This window comes from Chelativorans sp. M5D2P16, from assembly GCF_034427935.1.
In the GTDB taxonomy this organism is placed as follows: Bacteria; Pseudomonadota; Alphaproteobacteria; order Rhizobiales; family Rhizobiaceae; genus Chelativorans.
The window spans coordinates 183,062-199,337 of sequence record NZ_JAXQNM010000003.1 but is presented as its reverse complement, the minus strand read 5'-3'; the positions used below and the strand labels follow the sequence as shown (position 1 = coordinate 199,337).

Genomic DNA, 16,276 nt, shown 5'->3' with positions numbered 1-16,276 from the left:
TCCCTGCGAAATATCCAAAATCGTACGCAAATTGATATTTCAGTTGTAATGAAATACTAGAATGGACAGGAAAGTCAATCGACCCTTCACCACAGGAGCCAGCGTGCAACGCCCGCCCGAGTTCGAGTTTCTCGCAACCCCACGCGCCAAGCTCGGCGAAAGCCCCGTCTGGTCGGTGCGGGAAGATTGCCTCTGGTGGGTCGACATCGAGGGACGGAGCGTGTTCCGCACCGGCGGTGCCGACGGCGCCACACAGGTATGGAGAACGCCCGAAATGGCGGGCGTGGTGGCGCCGACCGGTGGGGACGGCGTCGTGGTGGTCGGAATGGAGAGCGGCCTTTTCCGGCTCGACACGTCGAGCGGCCGTTTCACGCGCGCGGCGGCGCTCGAGGCCGGAAACATGCGTTTCAACGATGCGGCGGTCGACTCGAGGGGACGGCTATGGGCGGCCACCATGGAGCACGACTACCGCCGGCCGGCCGGCGTTCTCTACCGGATCGATCCCGATTTGAGCATGCACGCGGTCGCCGGCGGCTTCTTCATTCCGAACGGCCTGGCGGTGGACGAGAAGCGCGGGCGCATCTACGTCTCCGATTCCCATCCCGATCTTCAGATCGTCTGGACAGCCGATCTCGATCCAGAGAGCGGCCGCCTGGGCGAACGCCGCGTCTTCGCGCGCTTCCAGGACCTCGCCGGGCGGCCCGATGGTGCCGCGATCGATGCCGAGAGCAATTACTGGATCGCCGGTGTAGAAGGCGCCTGCCTGCACGTCTTCTCGCCTTCGGGAGAGCATATCGGCGCCCATGCGGTGCCCGTCGCAGCCCCCACGAAGATCGCCTTCGGCGGCCCGGATCTGTCGCGGCTCTATCTCACGTCCAAGGCCGACGGCGGCGAAGGCGGCCGCCTCGCCGTGGCGCACCCCGGCGTGATGGGGCGGGCCGGCACCCCGTTCGGCGGCGCCGGCTGGGGGTGAAGGGCACTGCACCGGGACAGATCCGGAGCGAAGGGGTGGAGCGGGGCCGGTGAATGCGAATGACGACAGGGACCACGGTCAGCACCGGGCGGTGTAAAGACGCCCGTTTCGATCCCGGTATTGGCAGAAGCCGTTTCGGAGATTTCTGACGAGGAAACCGCCGACTGCGCCGACCCCTGCACCGACAAGGGCTCCCTCGCCGCCCTCCACGATTCCGCCGATAAGCGCACCCGTAGCTGCTCCGACACCAACATCACGCTCGGTCGTGGTGCATCCGGTAATCGCAGCTATGAGAACGAGAGGGATAAGGATCCTATGCAGCATCTTGGGCTCCTCCCAAGTTGGATCTACAACCCAGAATATTGTCTTCGGATAGAGAAAAGCAACAATTTAATGTTGCGAAGAGCAGGAGCCGGCTCAAAGGGCACAGCGCTACGGCCGGTCGACCTGAGCGGTGTTCGGATCTCCAGTCCTAGCGCGCCTCGGGGCGATGCAGTGTCTGCAGGGAATCGGGCGCGGTGCCGCCAATGCGCTTGAGGAGCAGTCGGCCCATTTCCGCGCCGGCTTCCATCAGGTCCTCATAGATCGTGTCGATCTGCGGCCGGATCGGGGTAAAGAGGTTCGACGTTTTCTTTGCAACGATGCCGGCATCCTTTCCCGGCACCAGCCCGTGGTCGGTGAGCGCCGCCATGACCGCCAGCGCGGAGACTTCGCCGCCCAGCACATAGCCGTCGGGCGGGTCCGGTTCGGCAAGGCGCTCGGCGACATGGGCGGTGATCGCCTCGGATGGACTGTCAAGCGTGACGCCCTCGAGGATTTCATAGCCGGCGCCATTTTCGCGCACGGCTTTGAGAAAACCGTAGCGCATGTGCTCCTGGAACGTGAAGCGCGGCGGCGGCAGCAGGATCGCGGGCTTTCTGCGGCCCTGCGCAATCAGCGTCTTGGTCGCGTCGTAGGCGAAGCGCTCATTGTCGAAATCGACGTAAGCGTGCGGCGTCGAGAGCTCGGTGCGCCCGTGGCAGACGAAGGGGAAATCCTCTTCGAGAAGCAGCTTCACGCGCGCGTCGAACGGCTCCGTCCGGGAAAAGATGATGCCGTCGGCCATGCGGTTGCGCAGGATATAGCGGACCGGAACGATCGGCGGTTCGTTCCTGAAATGCGGAGTGATGACGAGGTGATAGGGGGTGCCGCGAAGCGCCTCGGTCAGGCCCTTGATGATCGAGGTGCCGAAATTGAGGATCTCCTCGTGCGGGTCGAGCACGAGGCTGATGACGTTGGTTCGGCCCGTGCGCAGCCTTTGCGCAGCGCGGTCGGGCAGATAGCCGATTTCGTCGGCGACCCGTTGCACCCGCTGGCGCGTCTCGAGCGCGATCTGCGGCGCGCCGCCAAGCGCGCGCGACACCGTCGTTACCGCCAGCCCCGTGATCTCGGCGATGGTGCGCAGCGTCGGCTTGTCGCTGTTGGAGCGGGGCGCGCCTGGTCCGCCCTTTTGGGTGCTGGTCATCGTCTGCAGCCTTTCCCTCGGCGCGCTCATAGCATCAAATTTATAACGATACAATTGGCGTGGAGAAGCGCCATGGTCGGAGGTTCCTGGCAGAAACCGCGTGCATTTGCGGGAATTACGGCAAAACGACTGGGGTGCCACCGTGTATCGCCGGGTTGACAACGCGTGCGTCTATATCGTTATAAATCATTGACAGCCGGATGGTCCGGTCTTTCCTGGGAGGAAATCATGGAAATGCGTCGAATCGCGAAATTCGCCGCGGGCACGGCGCTCGCCACGCTGGTGGCAGGCGCCGTTCACGCGCAGGAAAACAGCGTCGAGGTCCTGCATTGGTGGACCTCGGGCGGCGAGGCTGCCGCGCTCAACGTGCTCAAGGAAAACCTCGAAGAACAGGGTATTGCCTGGAACGACATGCCCGTGGCCGGCGGTGCCGGCACCAATGCCATGACGGTGCTGCGCGCCCGCGTGACCTCGGGGGATGCTCCGACGGCCGTCCAGATGCTCGGCTTCGACATCAAGGAATGGGCCGATCTCGGCGTTGTCGCCAACCTCAACGATCTCGCCGGAGAGGAAGGCTGGGCCGAGGTTGTGCCCGACGCACTCCAGGAATTCTCGAAATATGACGGCCAGTGGATCGCCGCGCCGGTCAACGTGCATTCGACCAACTGGCTCTGGATCAACGGCGAGGCCTTCGACGCCTATGGCGGGGAGGAGCCCCAGAACCTCGAAGAACTCTATGCGATGCTCGACGCGTTCAAGGAACAGGGCCTCGTTCCGCTCGCACACGGCGGCCAGCCCTGGCAGGACGCGACGCTTTGGGAGAACGTCGTGCTGTCCGTCGGCGGCATCGACTTCTACCGCGACGCGGTGATCAATCTCGATGAAGAGGCACTCTCAAGCGACACGATGCGCGAAGTCTTCGACAACATGACGCGTCTTGCCGGCTATTTCGACGAGAACTTCTCGGGCCGCGACTGGAACCTGGCCTCGGCCATGGTCATCGAGGGCGATGCCGGCGCCCAGCAGATGGGCGACTGGGCCAAGGGCGAGTTCCTGCGCGCCGACATGACGCCGGGCGAGGACTTCGTCTGCATGCGCTTTCCCGGCACCCAGGGCGACGTCCTGTTCAACTCCGACCAGTTCGTCATGTTCGAGGTGGGGGAAGCCAGCCGTGATGCCCAGCTCGCCATGGCGTCGGCGGTGATGGATCCGGGCTTCCAGGTGGCCTTCAACACCGTGAAGGGGTCGGTGCCGGCGCGGACCGATATCGAAGACACCGAGTTCGACGCTTGCGGCAAGAAGGGCATGGCCGAACTCGCCGAGGCGGCGGAGAACGATGCGCTCGCCGGTTCGCTGGCCCACGGCCACGCCCAGCCGTCGTCCGTTCAGGAAGCGTTCTTCGACGTGATCACGCAGCACCTCAACGGCCAGCTTTCGACCGACGAGGCGCTCGATCGCCTGCCGCAGGCGATCGCCGCCGCGCAATAGGCGGGCCATTGTGCCCGAACACGGGTAAGATCCCGACCGGAGTTCAAGGCTCCGGTCAGATCGCGCACTGGCGGGAGGAAACCCCATGACGCTGACTGTGGATCGCGCCCCGCCGGTCAGGCACGGCGTCAGTCTCGCCGACCGGGCACGGACCCTGCTACCGAAAATCGTCCTGGCGCCGTCCTTCGCGCTCATCCTTTTGTTCGTCTACGGCTTCATTCTGTGGACGCTCTATCTGTCGTTCACCAATTCCCGCATCCTGCCGGTCTACGAGATCGTCGGCTTCGATTCCTATGCGCGTCTCTGGGCGCAGCCGAGCTGGCACATGGCGATCAAGAATCTCGCCATCTTCGGCTCGCTCTACATCGTCTTCTGCATCGCCATCGGCCTGCTTCTGGCCATCCTGCTCGACCAGCGCATCCGCGGCGAGGGCGTGCTCAGGCCCATCTTCCTCTATCCCATGGCGCTCTCCTTCATCGTCACCGGCACGGCCTGGAAGTGGTTCCTGAACCCGGGCCTGGGGCTCGAAAGAGCGATGCACCAGCTGGGCTGGGAGAGCTTCCAGTTCGACTGGCTGGTGAGCACCGAGATGGCGATCTACACCGTCGTTATCGCCGGCGTCTGGCAGGCCTCCGGTTTTGTCATGGCGATGTTCCTGGCCGGGCTCAGGGGCATCGACGGCGAGATCATCAAGGCGGCCCAGATCGACGGGGCGTCCACCTTCGCCATCTACCGGCGGATCATCATCCCGCTCTTAAGGCCCGCCTTCCTCTCGGCGGTCATCGTGCTCGCGCATATGGCGATCAAGTCCTATGACCTCGTCATCGCGTTGACCGGCGGCGGGCCGGGCAACGCCACCGAGCTGCCGTCGACCTTCATGTATTCCTATACCTTCACCCGCAGCCAGATGGCCGTCGGCTCGGCGAGCGCGATCATGATGCTGATGGGCGTGGCGGCGATCATGATCCCCTATCTCTATTCCGAACTCAGGGAGCGCGAGAGATGACCACCGCGACCGAAAGCGTTTCGGCCGGTTCGGCCCGCACCGCGCGCTACGTCATCTACGGCCTGCTGGGCCTGTTCGCGGCCGTCTACCTGCTGCCGTTCCTCGTCATGCTCATCACTTCGCTCAAGCCGCTCGAGGAGATCCGCTCCGGCAACATGCTGGCGCTGCCCGCCGATCCGACGCTCGATGCCTGGGTAAAGGCCTGGAGCGGCGCGTGCATCGGCGTGACCTGCGACGGGATCAGGGGATATTTCTGGAACTCCATCAAGATGGTCGTTCCGGCGGTGGCGATCTCCACCATCCTGGGCGCGCTCAACGGCTATGTGCTCACCAAATGGCGCTTTCCGGGGCACACGCTCGTCTTCGGGCTGATGCTGTTCGCCTGCTTCATCCCGTTCCAGGCGGTGCTGATCCCGATGGCGCGCGTCCTGGGGCAGATCGGCCTGTCCAACAGCACCGCCGGCCTCGTGCTCGTGCACGTCGTCTACGGGCTCGGCTTCACCACGCTGTTCTTCCGCAACTATTACGAGGCGTTCCCGGACGAATTGATCAAGGCCGCCCAGATGGACGGGGCGGGGTTCTTCCGGATCTTCTGGCGCATTCTGCTGCCGAGCTCGGGGCCGATCATCGTCGTCACCGTCATCTATCAGTTCACCAATATCTGGAACGATTTCCTGTTCGGGGTCTCGTTCGCCTCCGGCGAGAACGCGCCGATGACCGTGGCGCTCAACAACCTCGTTTCCTCCTCCACCGGCGTCAAGGAGTACAATGTGGACATGGCCGCCGCCGTCTACGCCGCCCTGCCGACGCTGATCGTCTACATCGTCGCCGGACGCTATTTCGTGCGCGGGCTCATGGCCGGCGCCGTCAAGGGATAACCGACATGGCTTTTCTGGAACTGCGCAATCTCTCCAAGAGCATCGGCGGCATCCATATCCTCAAGGGCATCGACATCACGCTCGACAAGGGCGGCTTCCTGGTGTTGGTGGGGCCATCGGGCTGCGGCAAGTCGACCCTGCTCAACACGGTGGCCGGCCTCACCCCCGTCACCAAGGGCGAGATCGTGATCGACGGCGAGGTGGTGAACGATCTGCACCCCTCCAAGCGCGACATCGCGATGGTGTTCCAGTCCTACGCGCTTTATCCGAACATGACGGTTGAGGGGAACATCGCCTTTGCGCTCGAGATGCGGGGCGTGCCGAGGGCGGAAAGGGAGGAGGCGGTGCGCGCAACCGCCAAGCTGCTGCAGATCGAGCATCTCCTGAAGCGCCGGCCGAGCCAGCTCTCCGGCGGCCAGCGCCAGCGCGTCGCCATGGGCCGGGCGCTCGTGCGCAAGCCGCGGGTCTTCCTGTTCGACGAGCCCCTGTCGAACCTCGATGCGAAGCTGCGCGTCGAGATGCGCGCGGAGATCAAGCGCCTGCACCGCGATACCGGCGCGACGATCGTCTATGTCACGCACGACCAGATCGAGGCGATGACCATGGCGACGAAGATCGCTGTTCTCAAGGAGGGCGTCGTCCAGCAGGTGGGCACGCCCGGCGAGATCTACAGCGCGCCGGCCAATCTCTTCGTCGCCGACTTCATGGGTTCGCCGGCGATGAACCTGCTCGAGGGGCGCGTCGTCGCAAATGGCGCCGGGCGGAAGATCGAACTTTCGGGGGAGGGGAGTGATCCCGTCCGCGTGGCGCTCCCGCCGACGCGAGGCGCGCTCGATGAAGGACGGCAGGTCATCCTCGGGATCCGCCCCGAGGCGATCACCGACAGGGGCCTTACCGACCCCGATGCGAAGGTCGTCGACACGATCCATTCGGTCGTCGACATCGTCGAGCCCACCGGATCGGACACATACGTCGTCTCCCAACTGGCCGGCAAGGAGATCACGGCGCGCGTGCGTTCCGACGCGACGGCCGAACCCGGCCAGCCCTTCGCCTTCGTTCTCAATATGGACAAGGCCGTCCTGTTCGATCCGGAAACGACCGAGCGGATCGTGTAGATCGTCTCATTGTGAAAGGCGGAGGCGGTCTCGGCGAAACGGTCGGCTTTCTCAGGCGCCGGCGCCGCGACCCGACGAAGCCGGTTTCCGGTTCACACGGTCCCTTCTCCTCCATATCATCGCCGCACCGCCTTTCGCGCGGTTGCTGCAAACTCGAAGGGGCCAATAATGAAGATCGTCGATATCCGCGACGCTATCGTTCCCATCTCCTCGCCGATCCGCAACGCCTATGTCGATTTTTCCAAGATGACGGCGAGCGTGGTGGCGGTCGTCACCGATGTCGAGCGCAACGGCAAGCCCGTCGTCGGCTACGGCTTCAACTCCAATGGCCGCTACGCGGCGAGCGGGCTGCTCAACGAGCGGTTCATGCCGCGTCTGCGCGAAGCCGATCCGGAAAGCCTCCTCAACGATGCGCGGGACAATCTCGAGCCCGGGCGCATCTGGTCGGTCATGATGACGAACGAGAAGCCGGGAGGGCATGGCGAGCGCTCGGTAGCCGTCGGTGTTATCGACATGGCGGTGTGGGACGCGGTCGCCAAGATCGCCGGGATGCCCCTTTACAAGTACCTCGCCGCCAACCACGGCGACGGAACGCATGACGACAGCGTGTTCGTCTACGCGGCCGGCGGCTACTATTATCCCGGCAAGGATGTCCGGCAGCGCCAGGACGAGATGCGGCGCTACCGCGACATGGGCTACGAGGTCGTCAAGATGAAGATCGGCGGGGCTTCGCTCGACGAGGACCTGCGCCGCATCGAGGCCGTGCTGGAGATCGTGGGGGAGGGCAGGTATCTTGCCGTCGACGCGAACGGCCGCTTCGACCTCGCCACGGCACTCGCCTATGCCGAGGCGCTGAAACCCTACGAACTCTTCTGGTACGAAGAAGCCGGCGATCCCCTCGACTTCGCCCTCCAGGCGAGGCTGGGCGAGGTCTATCCGGGGCCGATGGCGACGGGCGAGAATCTTTTCTCGCATCAGGACGCGCGCAACCTCGTGCGCTACGGCGGTCTGCGGCCCGACCGCGACTGGCTGCAGTTCGACTGCGCGCTGAGCTACGGACTCGTGGAATATATGCGCATCCTCGAGGCGATCGCGGAGGAAGGCTTCTCAAGCCGCAACTGCATCCCGCACGGGGGACATCAGCTTTCGCTCAACATCGCAGCCGGCTTGAAGCTCGGCGGCAACGAATCCTATCCGGAGGTCTTCGCGCCGTTCGGCGGCTTTGCTGACACGATCAGGGTCGAGAACGGGCGCGTGGGCCTGCCCGATGCGCCGGGGATCGGGTTCGAGCAGAAGGCGGCGCTGATCGCGACGATGCGCGAGGCGACGAATACGTGAGGGGCCGATAAACGCCGCGCCGGGTTTCTTCCTCAGGCAAGGGCCTCGAGCGCCCGCTGCTCGTTCTGGAGCTTCAGGAACACGCGGTAGTCGCGCTCGTAGCGGGCGGCATTGGCCGGATTCTCCTTGCGGACATCGGCAGGCGCCTGCATGGCGCGGCAGCTTTCCTGAAGGCTTGGGAACCAGCCGGCGGCGGCGGCCGCCGCCATGGCCGTGCCGAGCAGGACGGCGTCTTCGGTGCGCGGCTCGTGCACGCTGCGCCCCGTCGCATCGGTGTAGAGTTCCATCAGCAGCGGATTGCGGCGGTGGCCGCCCGTAACGTGCAGCGTATCGATCTCCTGGCCGTTGGCGGCAAGATGGTCGAGGATATGGCGCAGCCCGAGCGCGATCGCCACGGCCGTGCGCCAGTAGACGCGGCACAGATTGTCGAAGGAATAATCGAGCGACAGCCCGGTTATGGCGCCGCGCGGATGCGGGTCGGCGTAAGGCGAGCGGTTGCCGTGGAAGTCCGGCAGCACATGGATGCCGGCGGCGAAGTCCACGCCTTCGGCGGCCCGCAATTCGGCGACGCGGCCGGCGATGTCGCGATGCGTGGCCGCATCGGGCTCGCGCCCGCCGCCGAACATGCGGATGATGTGGTCGAGCAGGGCGCCCGTTGCCGATTGCCCGCCTTCCCAAAGCCACAAGCCCGGTATTGCGGCGCCGTAATAGGGGCCCCACAGGCCGCTGATCGGCCGCATGGAGGGATCCATGCCCATGAGGCAGCTCGACGTGCCGGCGATCAACGCTACGTGGCGGCCGATCTCTCCGGACGGAAAGCCGCCGATGGTGCCGAGCGCCCCGGCGAAAGCGTCAATGAGGCCGGTGCCGACGGCGCAGGACTCGTCCAGCCCGAGTTCGGCGGCCGCTTGCGGGGTGAGCCGGCCAACCGCCGCGCCGACTTCCGTCGCCTGCCGTGGCAGGCCGCCCCTGCGCACCATATCGCCGATGCCGAGGCTTTCGAAGAAGTCCGCCCGCCAGCCGTCCTCGTGGGCGAGATAGGTCCATTTGGCCGTCACCGTGCACTGCGAACGCGCCGTCGAGCCGCTCGCCTTCCAGGTCAAAAAATCGGCGAGGTCGAAGAAATGGCCGGCCGCTTCCCAGGTCTCCGGCAGGTGCCGCTTCAGCCATGTCAGCTTGGGCGACTGCATCTCCGGCGACATGACGCCGCCCAGGAAGTCGAGCACCCGGTGACCGCCGCCGGTGATCTCGTCGGCCTCGGCGAGCGCCCGGTGGTCGAGCCAGACGATCGTGTCCCAGCGGCTTTCGCCGCTTTCGGAAACGCTGAGCTGTGCTCCGCCCGCGCCGCGCACCACCAGGGAGCAGGTCGCGTCGAAGGCGATCGCGGCGACGCGGTCCGCGCCGACCCCGGCCGCTTCACAGGCTGCGCGCACGGCCCGGCACACCGCCTGCCATATGTCCTGCGAATCGTGCTCGGCGTGATTGGCGCGCGGGCGGTTCATCACGATGGGGTGCTCGTTGCGGGCATAGAGCCGGCCCGTCCGGTCGATCAGGCCGGCGCGGGCGCTGCCGGTCCCCACATCCACGGCACAGACGAGATCGCGCATCAGCTTGTTGCTGCCTGTCCGTCGAGCCCGGCGATAAGGTCGGGAAGCTGGCGCATGTCGTCGAAGACGATGTCCGGATCGAGCGCGGCAACCGTCTTTCGCAGGTCGGCCGGGCCGGCATGGGAGCCGCCCGTGAACGCCATTACGCGCATGCCGGCGCGCCGCGCCGCCTCGATGCCGGCAGGGCTGTCCTCCACCACGATGCAATGTTCCGGCGCCATGCCCATCGCGTTCGCAGCATGGAGAAAGAGATCCGGAGCGGGTTTGCCGTTCGCCACCATGGTGGAACTATAGATGTGCGGCTCGAAAAATTCCAGCAGGCCGGTCACGCCGAGCGACAGGCGGATGCGCTCGGGCTGGCTGGAGGAGGCCACGCAGCGCGCCGGGCCGAGCGCCGGCAGCATGGCGGCGAGGCCGGGAATCGGCATCAGTGCCTGGCGGAAGCGGTCGTAGAGCCGCAGCCGCATGGCTTCCAGGTGCTCGTCGGTGATGGCAAGGCCGAATTCCTCATGGATCGCGGCGGCGATGCTCGCCATGGAGCGGCCGAGAAAGCGGCGGTAGGCATCGCCGGGATCGATCCTGATCCCCGCCTCGGCGATGATCTCCAGAAGCACGGCGATGGAAATCGGCTCGCTGTCGACCAGCACGCCGTCGCAATCGAAGATGACGAGACGGCGATCGGTCACCGGGCGGGCCCTGCGAGGGCGCGCCGAAGAGGCAACGGCTTGTCCATTTGGCTACCCCTGCCCCTCGAGATAGCGCGCAAGCACCTTCTCGGTGCCGTCCCGCCAGAGCGCGGTGAGCGCTCCGGCGAAGGCCGCGCGGAACGGTTCCGATTGCGCCACCTCGCCGTAAATGTCCTCCATGGCGAGCCATGCCATCGGGTTCTCCTTCGCAAGCCGGGCCTGGGCCTGCAGCCGGTCCCAGGCGGGATCGTTCGGTTCGATCGTCTTGCCGCTTTCGCTGACGCCGAAGCAATAGCGGCACCACAGGGCCGACTCAAGCGCCAGCCCCGCGATGCCTTCGCCCCGCGCCAGCCGGTCGGCGATGGTGGGGACGATGAACTTCGGCTGGCGGTTGGAGCCGTCGAGGCAGAGCCGGCGCACCGTGTCGCCGATCTTCGGGTTGTCGAGACGCTCCTTGATCTGCCGGAAGTAGCCGCCGAGGTCGGTATCCGGCACGGGCGGCACGACGGGGATGACCTCCTCGTACTCGACCTTCTCCAGAAAGCCCCGCACCAGCGGATGCGCCATGGCCTCGTGCACGAAATGGATGTCGAGAAGCCCGCTCGGATAGGCGATCACCGCATGGCCGCCGTTCAGGATGCGGATCTTCATGTTCTCGTAGGGCGTGACATCCGGCACGAACTGGACGCCCGCTTCCTCCAGCGCCGGGCGCCCGGCCGGGAAGTCGTCCTCCAGCACCCATTGCTTGAAGCCCTCGCAGAAGACGGGGCAGGCGTCCTCGATGCCGTAATCCTCCGCGCAGATGCGCCGCTCGCGCTCGCCCGTCGCCGGCGTGATCCGGTCGACCATGCCGTTGGGGAAGGCGACGGTCTCGGCGATCCAGGCGGCGAGCTCCGGATCGGAAAGCGCGGCAAGACCGGTGACGGCACTGCGGGTGACCGCGCCGTTGTGGGGAATGTTGTCGCAGGACATGACGGTGAAGGGGCGGGTGCCCGCCTTTCTCCGTTGCTTCAGGCCGGCGGCGATCAGCCCGAAGACCGTCGAGGGGTTTTTCGGGCTTGCGCCGTCGGCGGCGATCGCCGGATGGGTGGGATCGAACACGCCGGAGGCCGGATCGATGAAATAGCCGCCCTCGGTGATCGTCAGCGAGACGATGCGGATCGCCGGGTCCGCGAGCTTGGCGATGATAGCCGCGGCGTCGCCCGGCGCCAGATAGTCGATCATGGCGCCGGTGACGCGCGCTGTGCTGCGGTTAGCATCCTGCTCGACCACGGTGGTCAGCATATCCTGCCCGGCAAGCCGTTCGCGCATGGCCGCGTCGGTGGGCAGGACACCTGCACCGATGATCGCCCAGTCGTGGTCCCGGCCTGTATTGAACAGCGTGTCGAGATAGATCGCCTGATGGGCGCGGTGGAAATTGCCCACGCCGAAATGGACGATGCCGCCGGTGAGCGCCGCCCTGTCATAGGCCGGCACGGCGGCGCGGGTGATTGCGCCGAGCGTATCGGTGGAAAGCCTGATCGTCATCGTCACGTCCCGTTGTACCTCACAAAGCCTGTCCGTTGGGGTCGAAGCGGTGGATCTTGTCGGGATCGGGCAGGAGATGCACCGTGTCGCCGCTCTTCACGGCATTTTCGCCGTCCGTGCGCACGGTCACCTGGCCGATGCCGTCGACCTCCACATGCAACAGCGTGTCTGCACCCAGCCGTTCGGTCACGCCGACCGTGCCCGCCCACGCGCCGTTCCCGTCCGCCAGGCGGATATGCTCCGGGCGCACGCCGATGGTGGCGGCGTCGCGCCGGGCGGCTTCCGAGCCGTCGATCAGGTTCATTTTCGGCGCGCCGATGAAGCCGGCGACGAAGAGGTTCCTCGGGTTGCGATAGAGCTCCATGGGCGAGCCCACCTGCTCGATGCGGCCGGCCTGCAGCACGACGATCTTGTCGGCCATGGTCATCGCCTCCACCTGGTCGTGGGTGACGTAGACCATGGTGGTCTTCAGCGTCTGGTGCAGCTCGCTGATCTCCAGCCGCATGGTGCCGCGCAGGGCCGCGTCCAGGTTTGAGAGCGGCTCGTCGAAGAGGAAGGCCTTGGGCTGGCGCACGATGGCGCGGCCGATGGCTACGCGCTGGCGCTGGCCGCCGGAGAGCTGGCCGGGGCGCCGGTCGAGGTAATCCGCCAGGTTGAGGATCCGGGCAGCCTCCTCCACCTTGCGGGCGATCGCCGGCTTCTCTTCGCCTGCCATCTTCAGCGGGAAGGCGATGTTCTGGCGCACCGTCATGTGCGGATAGAGCGCGTAGGACTGGAACACCATGGACAGGCCGCGCCTGGCCGGCGCCGCACCGGTCACGTCCTCGCCGTCGATCAGGATCTTGCCCCGGGTCGTGTCTTCCAGCCCGGCGATGAGTCGCAGGAGCGTCGATTTCCCGCAGCCCGACGGGCCGACGAAAACCGCGAACTCGCCGTCGTCGATCTCGAGATCGATCTCAGGGATCACCGCGGTCTGGCCGAAGGATTTCGAGACCTTTTCAAGCGTAATCTTTCCCATTCTATCCCCCAGCCTTATTTCACCGCGCCGAAGGTCAGGCCGCGGATGAGCTGGCGCTGTGAGAACCAGCCCATGATGAGTATCGGTGCGATGGCGAGCGTCGAGGCCGCCGACAGCTTGGCCCAGAACAGCCCTTCGGGGCTCGAATAGGCTGCGATGAAGGCTGTCAGCGGTGCTGCGTTCGATGCGGTGAGGTTGAGCGTCCAGAAGGCCTCGTTCCAGGCCAGGATGATGTTGAGCAGCATGGTGGAGGCGATGCCGGGCAGCGCCATCGGCGTCAGCACGTAGATGATCTCCTTGGAAAGCGAGGCGCCGTCCATGCGTGCGGCCTCCAGGATCTCGCCGGGGATCTCGCGGAAATAGGTGTAGAGCATCCACACGATGATCGGCAGATTGATCATGGTGAGCACGATCACGAGCCCGATGCGGCTGTCGAGCAGCCCGGCATCGCGGAAGATGAGGTAGATCGGCACCAGCACGCCGACGGGCGGCAGCATCTTGGTCGACAGCATCCACAAAAGCACGTCCTTGGTGCGCCTGGTGGGCGAGAAGGCCATCGCCCAGGCGGCGGGAATGGCGATCAGGAGGCCAATCACCGTCGAGCCGAGCGAGAGCACGATCGAGTTGCCGACATATTTGAAATAGTTCGAGCGGTCCTGCACCTCGAAATAGTTCTGAAGCGTCCAGTCGAAGAAGATGAGGGAGGGTGGAGAGGCGATCGCCTCGCCCTCGGTCTTGAAGCTCGTCAGGACGGTCCACAGGATCGGGAAGAACAGGGCGAGCCCGATCACCCATGCGACGAGGGTGATGGTCCATTTCCGGCGGGTGGAGACTGCGCGTGCCATGGGTCTGCTCCTCACGCGTCCAGGTTCTTGCCGACGATGCGCATCAGGAAGATGGCGACGATGTTGGCGAGGATGACGGCGACGATACCGCCCGCCGACGCCCCGCCGACATCGAACTGGAGAAGCGCCTGCACGTAGACGAGATAGGTGAGGTTGGTGCTTTCCAGCCCCGGCCCGCCGTTCGTCGTCACCAGGATCTCGGCGAAGACCGACAGCAGGAAGATGGTTTCGATCAGGATCACCACCGTGATGGCGCGGGCCATGTGCGGCAAGACGATATAGATGAAGCGCGAGACCGGGCCGGCACCGTCCATCTCGGCTGCCTCCCTCTGCTCTTCGTTCAACGACTGCAGGGCCGTCAGCAGGATGAGGGTCGCAAACGGCAGCCACCCCCAGGAGACGATCAGGATGATCGACAGGAGCGGCACCTCGGCCAGCCAGTCGATGGGCTGGAGGCCGAAGAACTTCGCGATCCAGGCGAAGAGCCCGTAGACCGGGTTCATGAACATGTTCTTCCACACCAGCGCCGAAACGGTGGGCATGACGAAGAACGGCGCGATCACGAGCAGGCGCACGATGCCCTGGCCGAAGAAGGGCTGGTCGAGCAGCAGCGCCAGCGCGATGCCGCCGCCCACCGAGATCAGGAGAACGCCGCCGACGAGCAGCAGCGTGTTGATCAGCGCCGTGCTGAAGGCCGGATCGGTGAGAAAGTAGTAGTAGTTGGAGAAACCCGCCCACTCCTCCATGCCCGGCATGAGGAGGTTGTAGCGCAGGAAGGAGAACCAGATGGTCATGCCGAGCGGCACGATCATCCACAAAAGCAGAAGCACGACGGCGGGCGCCATCATCAGGCGCGCGGTCGAGCGGGTGTGCATCGTGGCCATCGGTTCTCTCCGCCGAAGGAAAAGGGGCCGCCTCCGCGCTACCCGAGGCGGCCCAGGGAGGAGGAACGGTTACTTGATGTAGCCGCTCTTCATCATCTCACGTTCGGTGAGCTGCTGGGCACTCTGGAGCGCCTGGTCGACCGACACCTGGCCGGCGAGCGCGGCCGAGAACTGCTGGCCGACCGCCGTGCCGATGCCCTGGAACTCGGGGATGGCCACGAACTGCCCGCCGGAATAGGGCACCTCCTGGACCGAGGAGTTGGTCGTGTCGGCGGCTTGCATTGCGTCTAGTGTCTCGTCGGCAAATGGCGCCGCCTCGAGATACTTCTCGTTCTCATAGAGAGAGGTGCGTGTTCCCGGCGGCACGTTCGCCCAGCCTTCTTCCGAGGCTACGAGTTCGGTGTATTCCTTGGACGTCGCCCAGGCGATGAAGTTCTTGGCCGCCTCGATTTTTTCCGAGCTGGCCGGGATGGCCAGCGACCATACCCAGAGCCAATTGCCGTGATTGTCGAGGTCCTGGTAGGTCGGGAACTGGGCGAAGCCGACGTTGTCGGCGACCGTGGACTCGTCGGGATTGGTCACGAATGAGGCGGCGACCGTTGCGTCGATCCACATGCCGCACTTGCCGGACTGGAAGAGGGCCAGGTTTTCATTGAAGCCGTTGGAGGAGGCTCCGGGCGGACCGGCGTCGTTCATCAGGTCGACATAGAATTGCGTGGCGTTCTTCCACTCCTCGCTGTCGAACTGCGGCCGCCATTCCATGTCGAACCAGCGCGCGCCCATGGAATTTGCCAGAGCTGTGATGAACGCCATGTTCTCGCCCCAGCCGGCCTTTCCGCGCAAGCAGATGCCGTAGATCTCGTTCTCCTTGTCGGTCACCTGGCGTGCCGCATCCGCTATGAAGCTCCAGGTGGGCGATGCAGGCATTTCGAGCCCGGCTTCTTCGAACAGGTCTGTGCGGTACATGATCATGGCGCTCTCCCCGTAGAAGGGCGCAGCATAAAGCGTGCCGTCCACCGACAAGGCCTCCCGCACGGCCGGCAGCAGGTCGTCGACGTCGTAGTCTTCGCCGAGGCCGTCGAGGGGAGCAAGCCAGCCCTGCTTGGCCCAGATCGGGGCCTCGTATGCCCCGATGGTCATGATGTCGTACTGGCCGCCCTTGGTGGCGATATCGGTGGTGACGCGCTGGCGCAGCACGTTCTCTTCCAGCGTGACCCATTCCAGATCGATGTCCGGGTGCTTGGCCGTGAAGTCGTCCGTCAGCTTCTGCATGCGGATCATGTCGCCATTGTTGACCGTGGCGATTGTCAGGGTCTCCGCATGGGCGGCAAGCCCGAGGGCAAAGAGGGAGCTTGCTCCGAGGAGCAGGGGCTTGAGTGTCATGAATTCCTCCCGTGGGATCGCTCG

Annotated in this window: 15 protein-coding genes; 6 read left to right on the top strand and 9 right to left on the bottom strand. The window is 65.2% G+C overall.

Annotation, left to right across the window (positions count from 1 at the left end; translation table 11 throughout):
• The first annotated feature begins 103 nt into the window (after positions 1 to 103).
• A complete protein-coding gene (locus tag SIN08_RS01775; RefSeq protein ID WP_322449771.1) occupies positions 104 to 973 on the top strand; it encodes an SMP-30/gluconolactonase/LRE family protein in 870 nt (289 codons plus the stop codon).
• A 78-nt stretch (positions 974 to 1,051) separates the two neighbouring features.
• Here the strand turns inward: SIN08_RS01775 and SIN08_RS01770 are convergent, their stop codons facing one another.
• Complete coding sequence (locus SIN08_RS01770) at positions 1,052 to 1,297, bottom strand: glycine zipper family protein (protein ID WP_416207994.1); 246 nt, start codon at positions 1,295 to 1,297, stop codon at positions 1,052 to 1,054.
• Between the two features lie 148 nt (positions 1,298 to 1,445).
• Complete coding sequence (locus SIN08_RS01765) at positions 1,446 to 2,477, bottom strand: LacI family transcriptional regulator (protein ID WP_322449770.1); 1,032 nt, start codon at positions 2,475 to 2,477, stop codon at positions 1,446 to 1,448.
• A 234-nt stretch (positions 2,478 to 2,711) separates the two neighbouring features.
• On the opposite strand from SIN08_RS01765, the gene SIN08_RS01760 reads away from it, so the two are divergent.
• From SIN08_RS01760 to SIN08_RS01740, 5 genes are all read left to right on the top strand, one after another.
• Positions 2,712 to 3,965, top strand: a complete 1,254-nt coding sequence (locus SIN08_RS01760) for an ABC transporter substrate-binding protein (protein ID WP_322449888.1) — start codon at positions 2,712 to 2,714, stop codon at positions 3,963 to 3,965.
• An 85-nt stretch (positions 3,966 to 4,050) separates the two neighbouring features.
• Complete coding sequence (locus tag SIN08_RS01755) at positions 4,051 to 4,971, top strand: sugar ABC transporter permease (protein ID WP_322449769.1); 921 nt, start codon at positions 4,051 to 4,053, stop codon at positions 4,969 to 4,971.
• On the top strand, positions 4,968 to 5,849 hold the full coding sequence (locus SIN08_RS01750) for a carbohydrate ABC transporter permease (RefSeq protein ID WP_322449768.1): 882 nt from the start codon (positions 4,968 to 4,970) through the stop codon (positions 5,847 to 5,849). Before SIN08_RS01755 ends, SIN08_RS01750 begins: the two co-directional genes overlap by 4 nt.
• Before the next feature lie 5 nt (positions 5,850 to 5,854).
• Positions 5,855 to 6,964 carry a sn-glycerol-3-phosphate ABC transporter ATP-binding protein UgpC gene (locus tag SIN08_RS01745; protein ID WP_322449767.1) on the top strand — a complete coding sequence of 370 codons (1,110 nt, stop codon included), beginning with the start codon at positions 5,855 to 5,857 and terminating at the stop codon, positions 6,962 to 6,964.
• Between the two features lie 168 nt (positions 6,965 to 7,132).
• Positions 7,133 to 8,302: a mandelate racemase/muconate lactonizing enzyme family protein gene (locus SIN08_RS01740; protein ID WP_322449766.1), complete on the top strand. Its 1,170-nt coding sequence runs from the start codon at positions 7,133 to 7,135 to the stop codon at positions 8,300 to 8,302.
• A 32-nt stretch (positions 8,303 to 8,334) separates the two neighbouring features.
• On the opposite strand, the gene SIN08_RS01735 is transcribed toward SIN08_RS01740, so the two are convergent.
• The 7 genes from SIN08_RS01735 to SIN08_RS01705 all read right to left on the bottom strand — a co-directional run bounded on the left by SIN08_RS01735 (position 8,335) and on the right by SIN08_RS01705 (position 16,252).
• Positions 8,335 to 9,909 (bottom strand): FGGY-family carbohydrate kinase, encoded by a 1,575-nt coding sequence (locus SIN08_RS01735; RefSeq protein WP_322449765.1) that lies wholly within the window; start codon positions 9,907 to 9,909, stop codon positions 8,335 to 8,337.
• Positions 9,909 to 10,595: an HAD family hydrolase gene (locus SIN08_RS01730; RefSeq protein ID WP_322449764.1), complete on the bottom strand. Its 687-nt coding sequence runs from the start codon at positions 10,593 to 10,595 to the stop codon at positions 9,909 to 9,911. The genes SIN08_RS01735 and SIN08_RS01730 overlap by 1 nt, the downstream gene beginning before the upstream one ends.
• 51 nt (positions 10,596 to 10,646) lie before the next feature.
• A complete protein-coding gene (locus tag SIN08_RS01725; protein ID WP_322449763.1) occupies positions 10,647 to 12,122 on the bottom strand; it encodes a mannitol dehydrogenase family protein in 1,476 nt (491 codons plus the stop codon).
• A gap of 19 nt (positions 12,123 to 12,141) precedes the next feature.
• A complete protein-coding gene (locus SIN08_RS01720; protein WP_322449762.1) occupies positions 12,142 to 13,140 on the bottom strand; it encodes an ABC transporter ATP-binding protein in 999 nt (332 codons plus the stop codon).
• A gap of 14 nt (positions 13,141 to 13,154) precedes the next feature.
• Positions 13,155 to 13,985 carry a carbohydrate ABC transporter permease gene (locus SIN08_RS01715; protein WP_322449761.1) on the bottom strand — a complete coding sequence of 277 codons (831 nt, stop codon included), beginning with the start codon at positions 13,983 to 13,985 and terminating at the stop codon, positions 13,155 to 13,157.
• An 11-nt stretch (positions 13,986 to 13,996) separates the two neighbouring features.
• Entirely contained in the window at positions 13,997 to 14,869 is an 873-nt protein-coding gene (locus SIN08_RS01710; RefSeq protein WP_322449760.1) for a sugar ABC transporter permease, read from the bottom strand.
• Positions 14,870 to 14,938: 69 nt separating this feature from the next.
• Positions 14,939 to 16,252, bottom strand: coding sequence for a sugar ABC transporter substrate-binding protein (locus SIN08_RS01705; RefSeq protein WP_322449759.1), 1,314 nt, complete (start codon positions 16,250 to 16,252; stop codon positions 14,939 to 14,941).
• Positions 16,253 to 16,276 lie beyond the last annotated feature (24 nt).

What these genes read in the sequence shown, in the direction of transcription:
- SIN08_RS01740 (WP_322449766.1), top strand. Translation starts at nt 7,133, where the DNA reads ATGAAGATCGTCGATATCCGCGACGCTATCGTTCCCATCTCCTCGCCG.
- SIN08_RS01770 (WP_416207994.1), bottom strand. Translation starts at nt 1,297, where the DNA reads ATGCTGCATAGGATCCTTATCCCTCTCGTTCTCATAGCTGCGATTACC.
- SIN08_RS01715 (WP_322449761.1), bottom strand. Translation starts at nt 13,985, where the DNA reads ATGGCACGCGCAGTCTCCACCCGCCGGAAATGGACCATCACCCTCGTC.
- SIN08_RS01755 (WP_322449769.1), top strand. Translation starts at nt 4,051, where the DNA reads ATGACGCTGACTGTGGATCGCGCCCCGCCGGTCAGGCACGGCGTCAGT.
- SIN08_RS01765 (WP_322449770.1), bottom strand. Translation starts at nt 2,477, where the DNA reads ATGACCAGCACCCAAAAGGGCGGACCAGGCGCGCCCCGCTCCAACAGC.
- SIN08_RS01750 (WP_322449768.1), top strand. Translation starts at nt 4,968, where the DNA reads ATGACCACCGCGACCGAAAGCGTTTCGGCCGGTTCGGCCCGCACCGCG.
- SIN08_RS01760 (WP_322449888.1), top strand. Translation starts at nt 2,712, where the DNA reads ATGCGTCGAATCGCGAAATTCGCCGCGGGCACGGCGCTCGCCACGCTG.
- SIN08_RS01720 (WP_322449762.1), bottom strand. Translation starts at nt 13,140, where the DNA reads ATGGGAAAGATTACGCTTGAAAAGGTCTCGAAATCCTTCGGCCAGACC.
- SIN08_RS01705 (WP_322449759.1), bottom strand. Translation starts at nt 16,252, where the DNA reads ATGACACTCAAGCCCCTGCTCCTCGGAGCAAGCTCCCTCTTTGCCCTC.
- SIN08_RS01735 (WP_322449765.1), bottom strand. Translation starts at nt 9,909, where the DNA reads ATGCGCGATCTCGTCTGTGCCGTGGATGTGGGGACCGGCAGCGCCCGC.
- SIN08_RS01725 (WP_322449763.1), bottom strand. Translation starts at nt 12,122, where the DNA reads ATGACGATCAGGCTTTCCACCGATACGCTCGGCGCAATCACCCGCGCC.
- SIN08_RS01745 (WP_322449767.1), top strand. Translation starts at nt 5,855, where the DNA reads ATGGCTTTTCTGGAACTGCGCAATCTCTCCAAGAGCATCGGCGGCATC.
- SIN08_RS01710 (WP_322449760.1), bottom strand. Translation starts at nt 14,869, where the DNA reads ATGGCCACGATGCACACCCGCTCGACCGCGCGCCTGATGATGGCGCCC.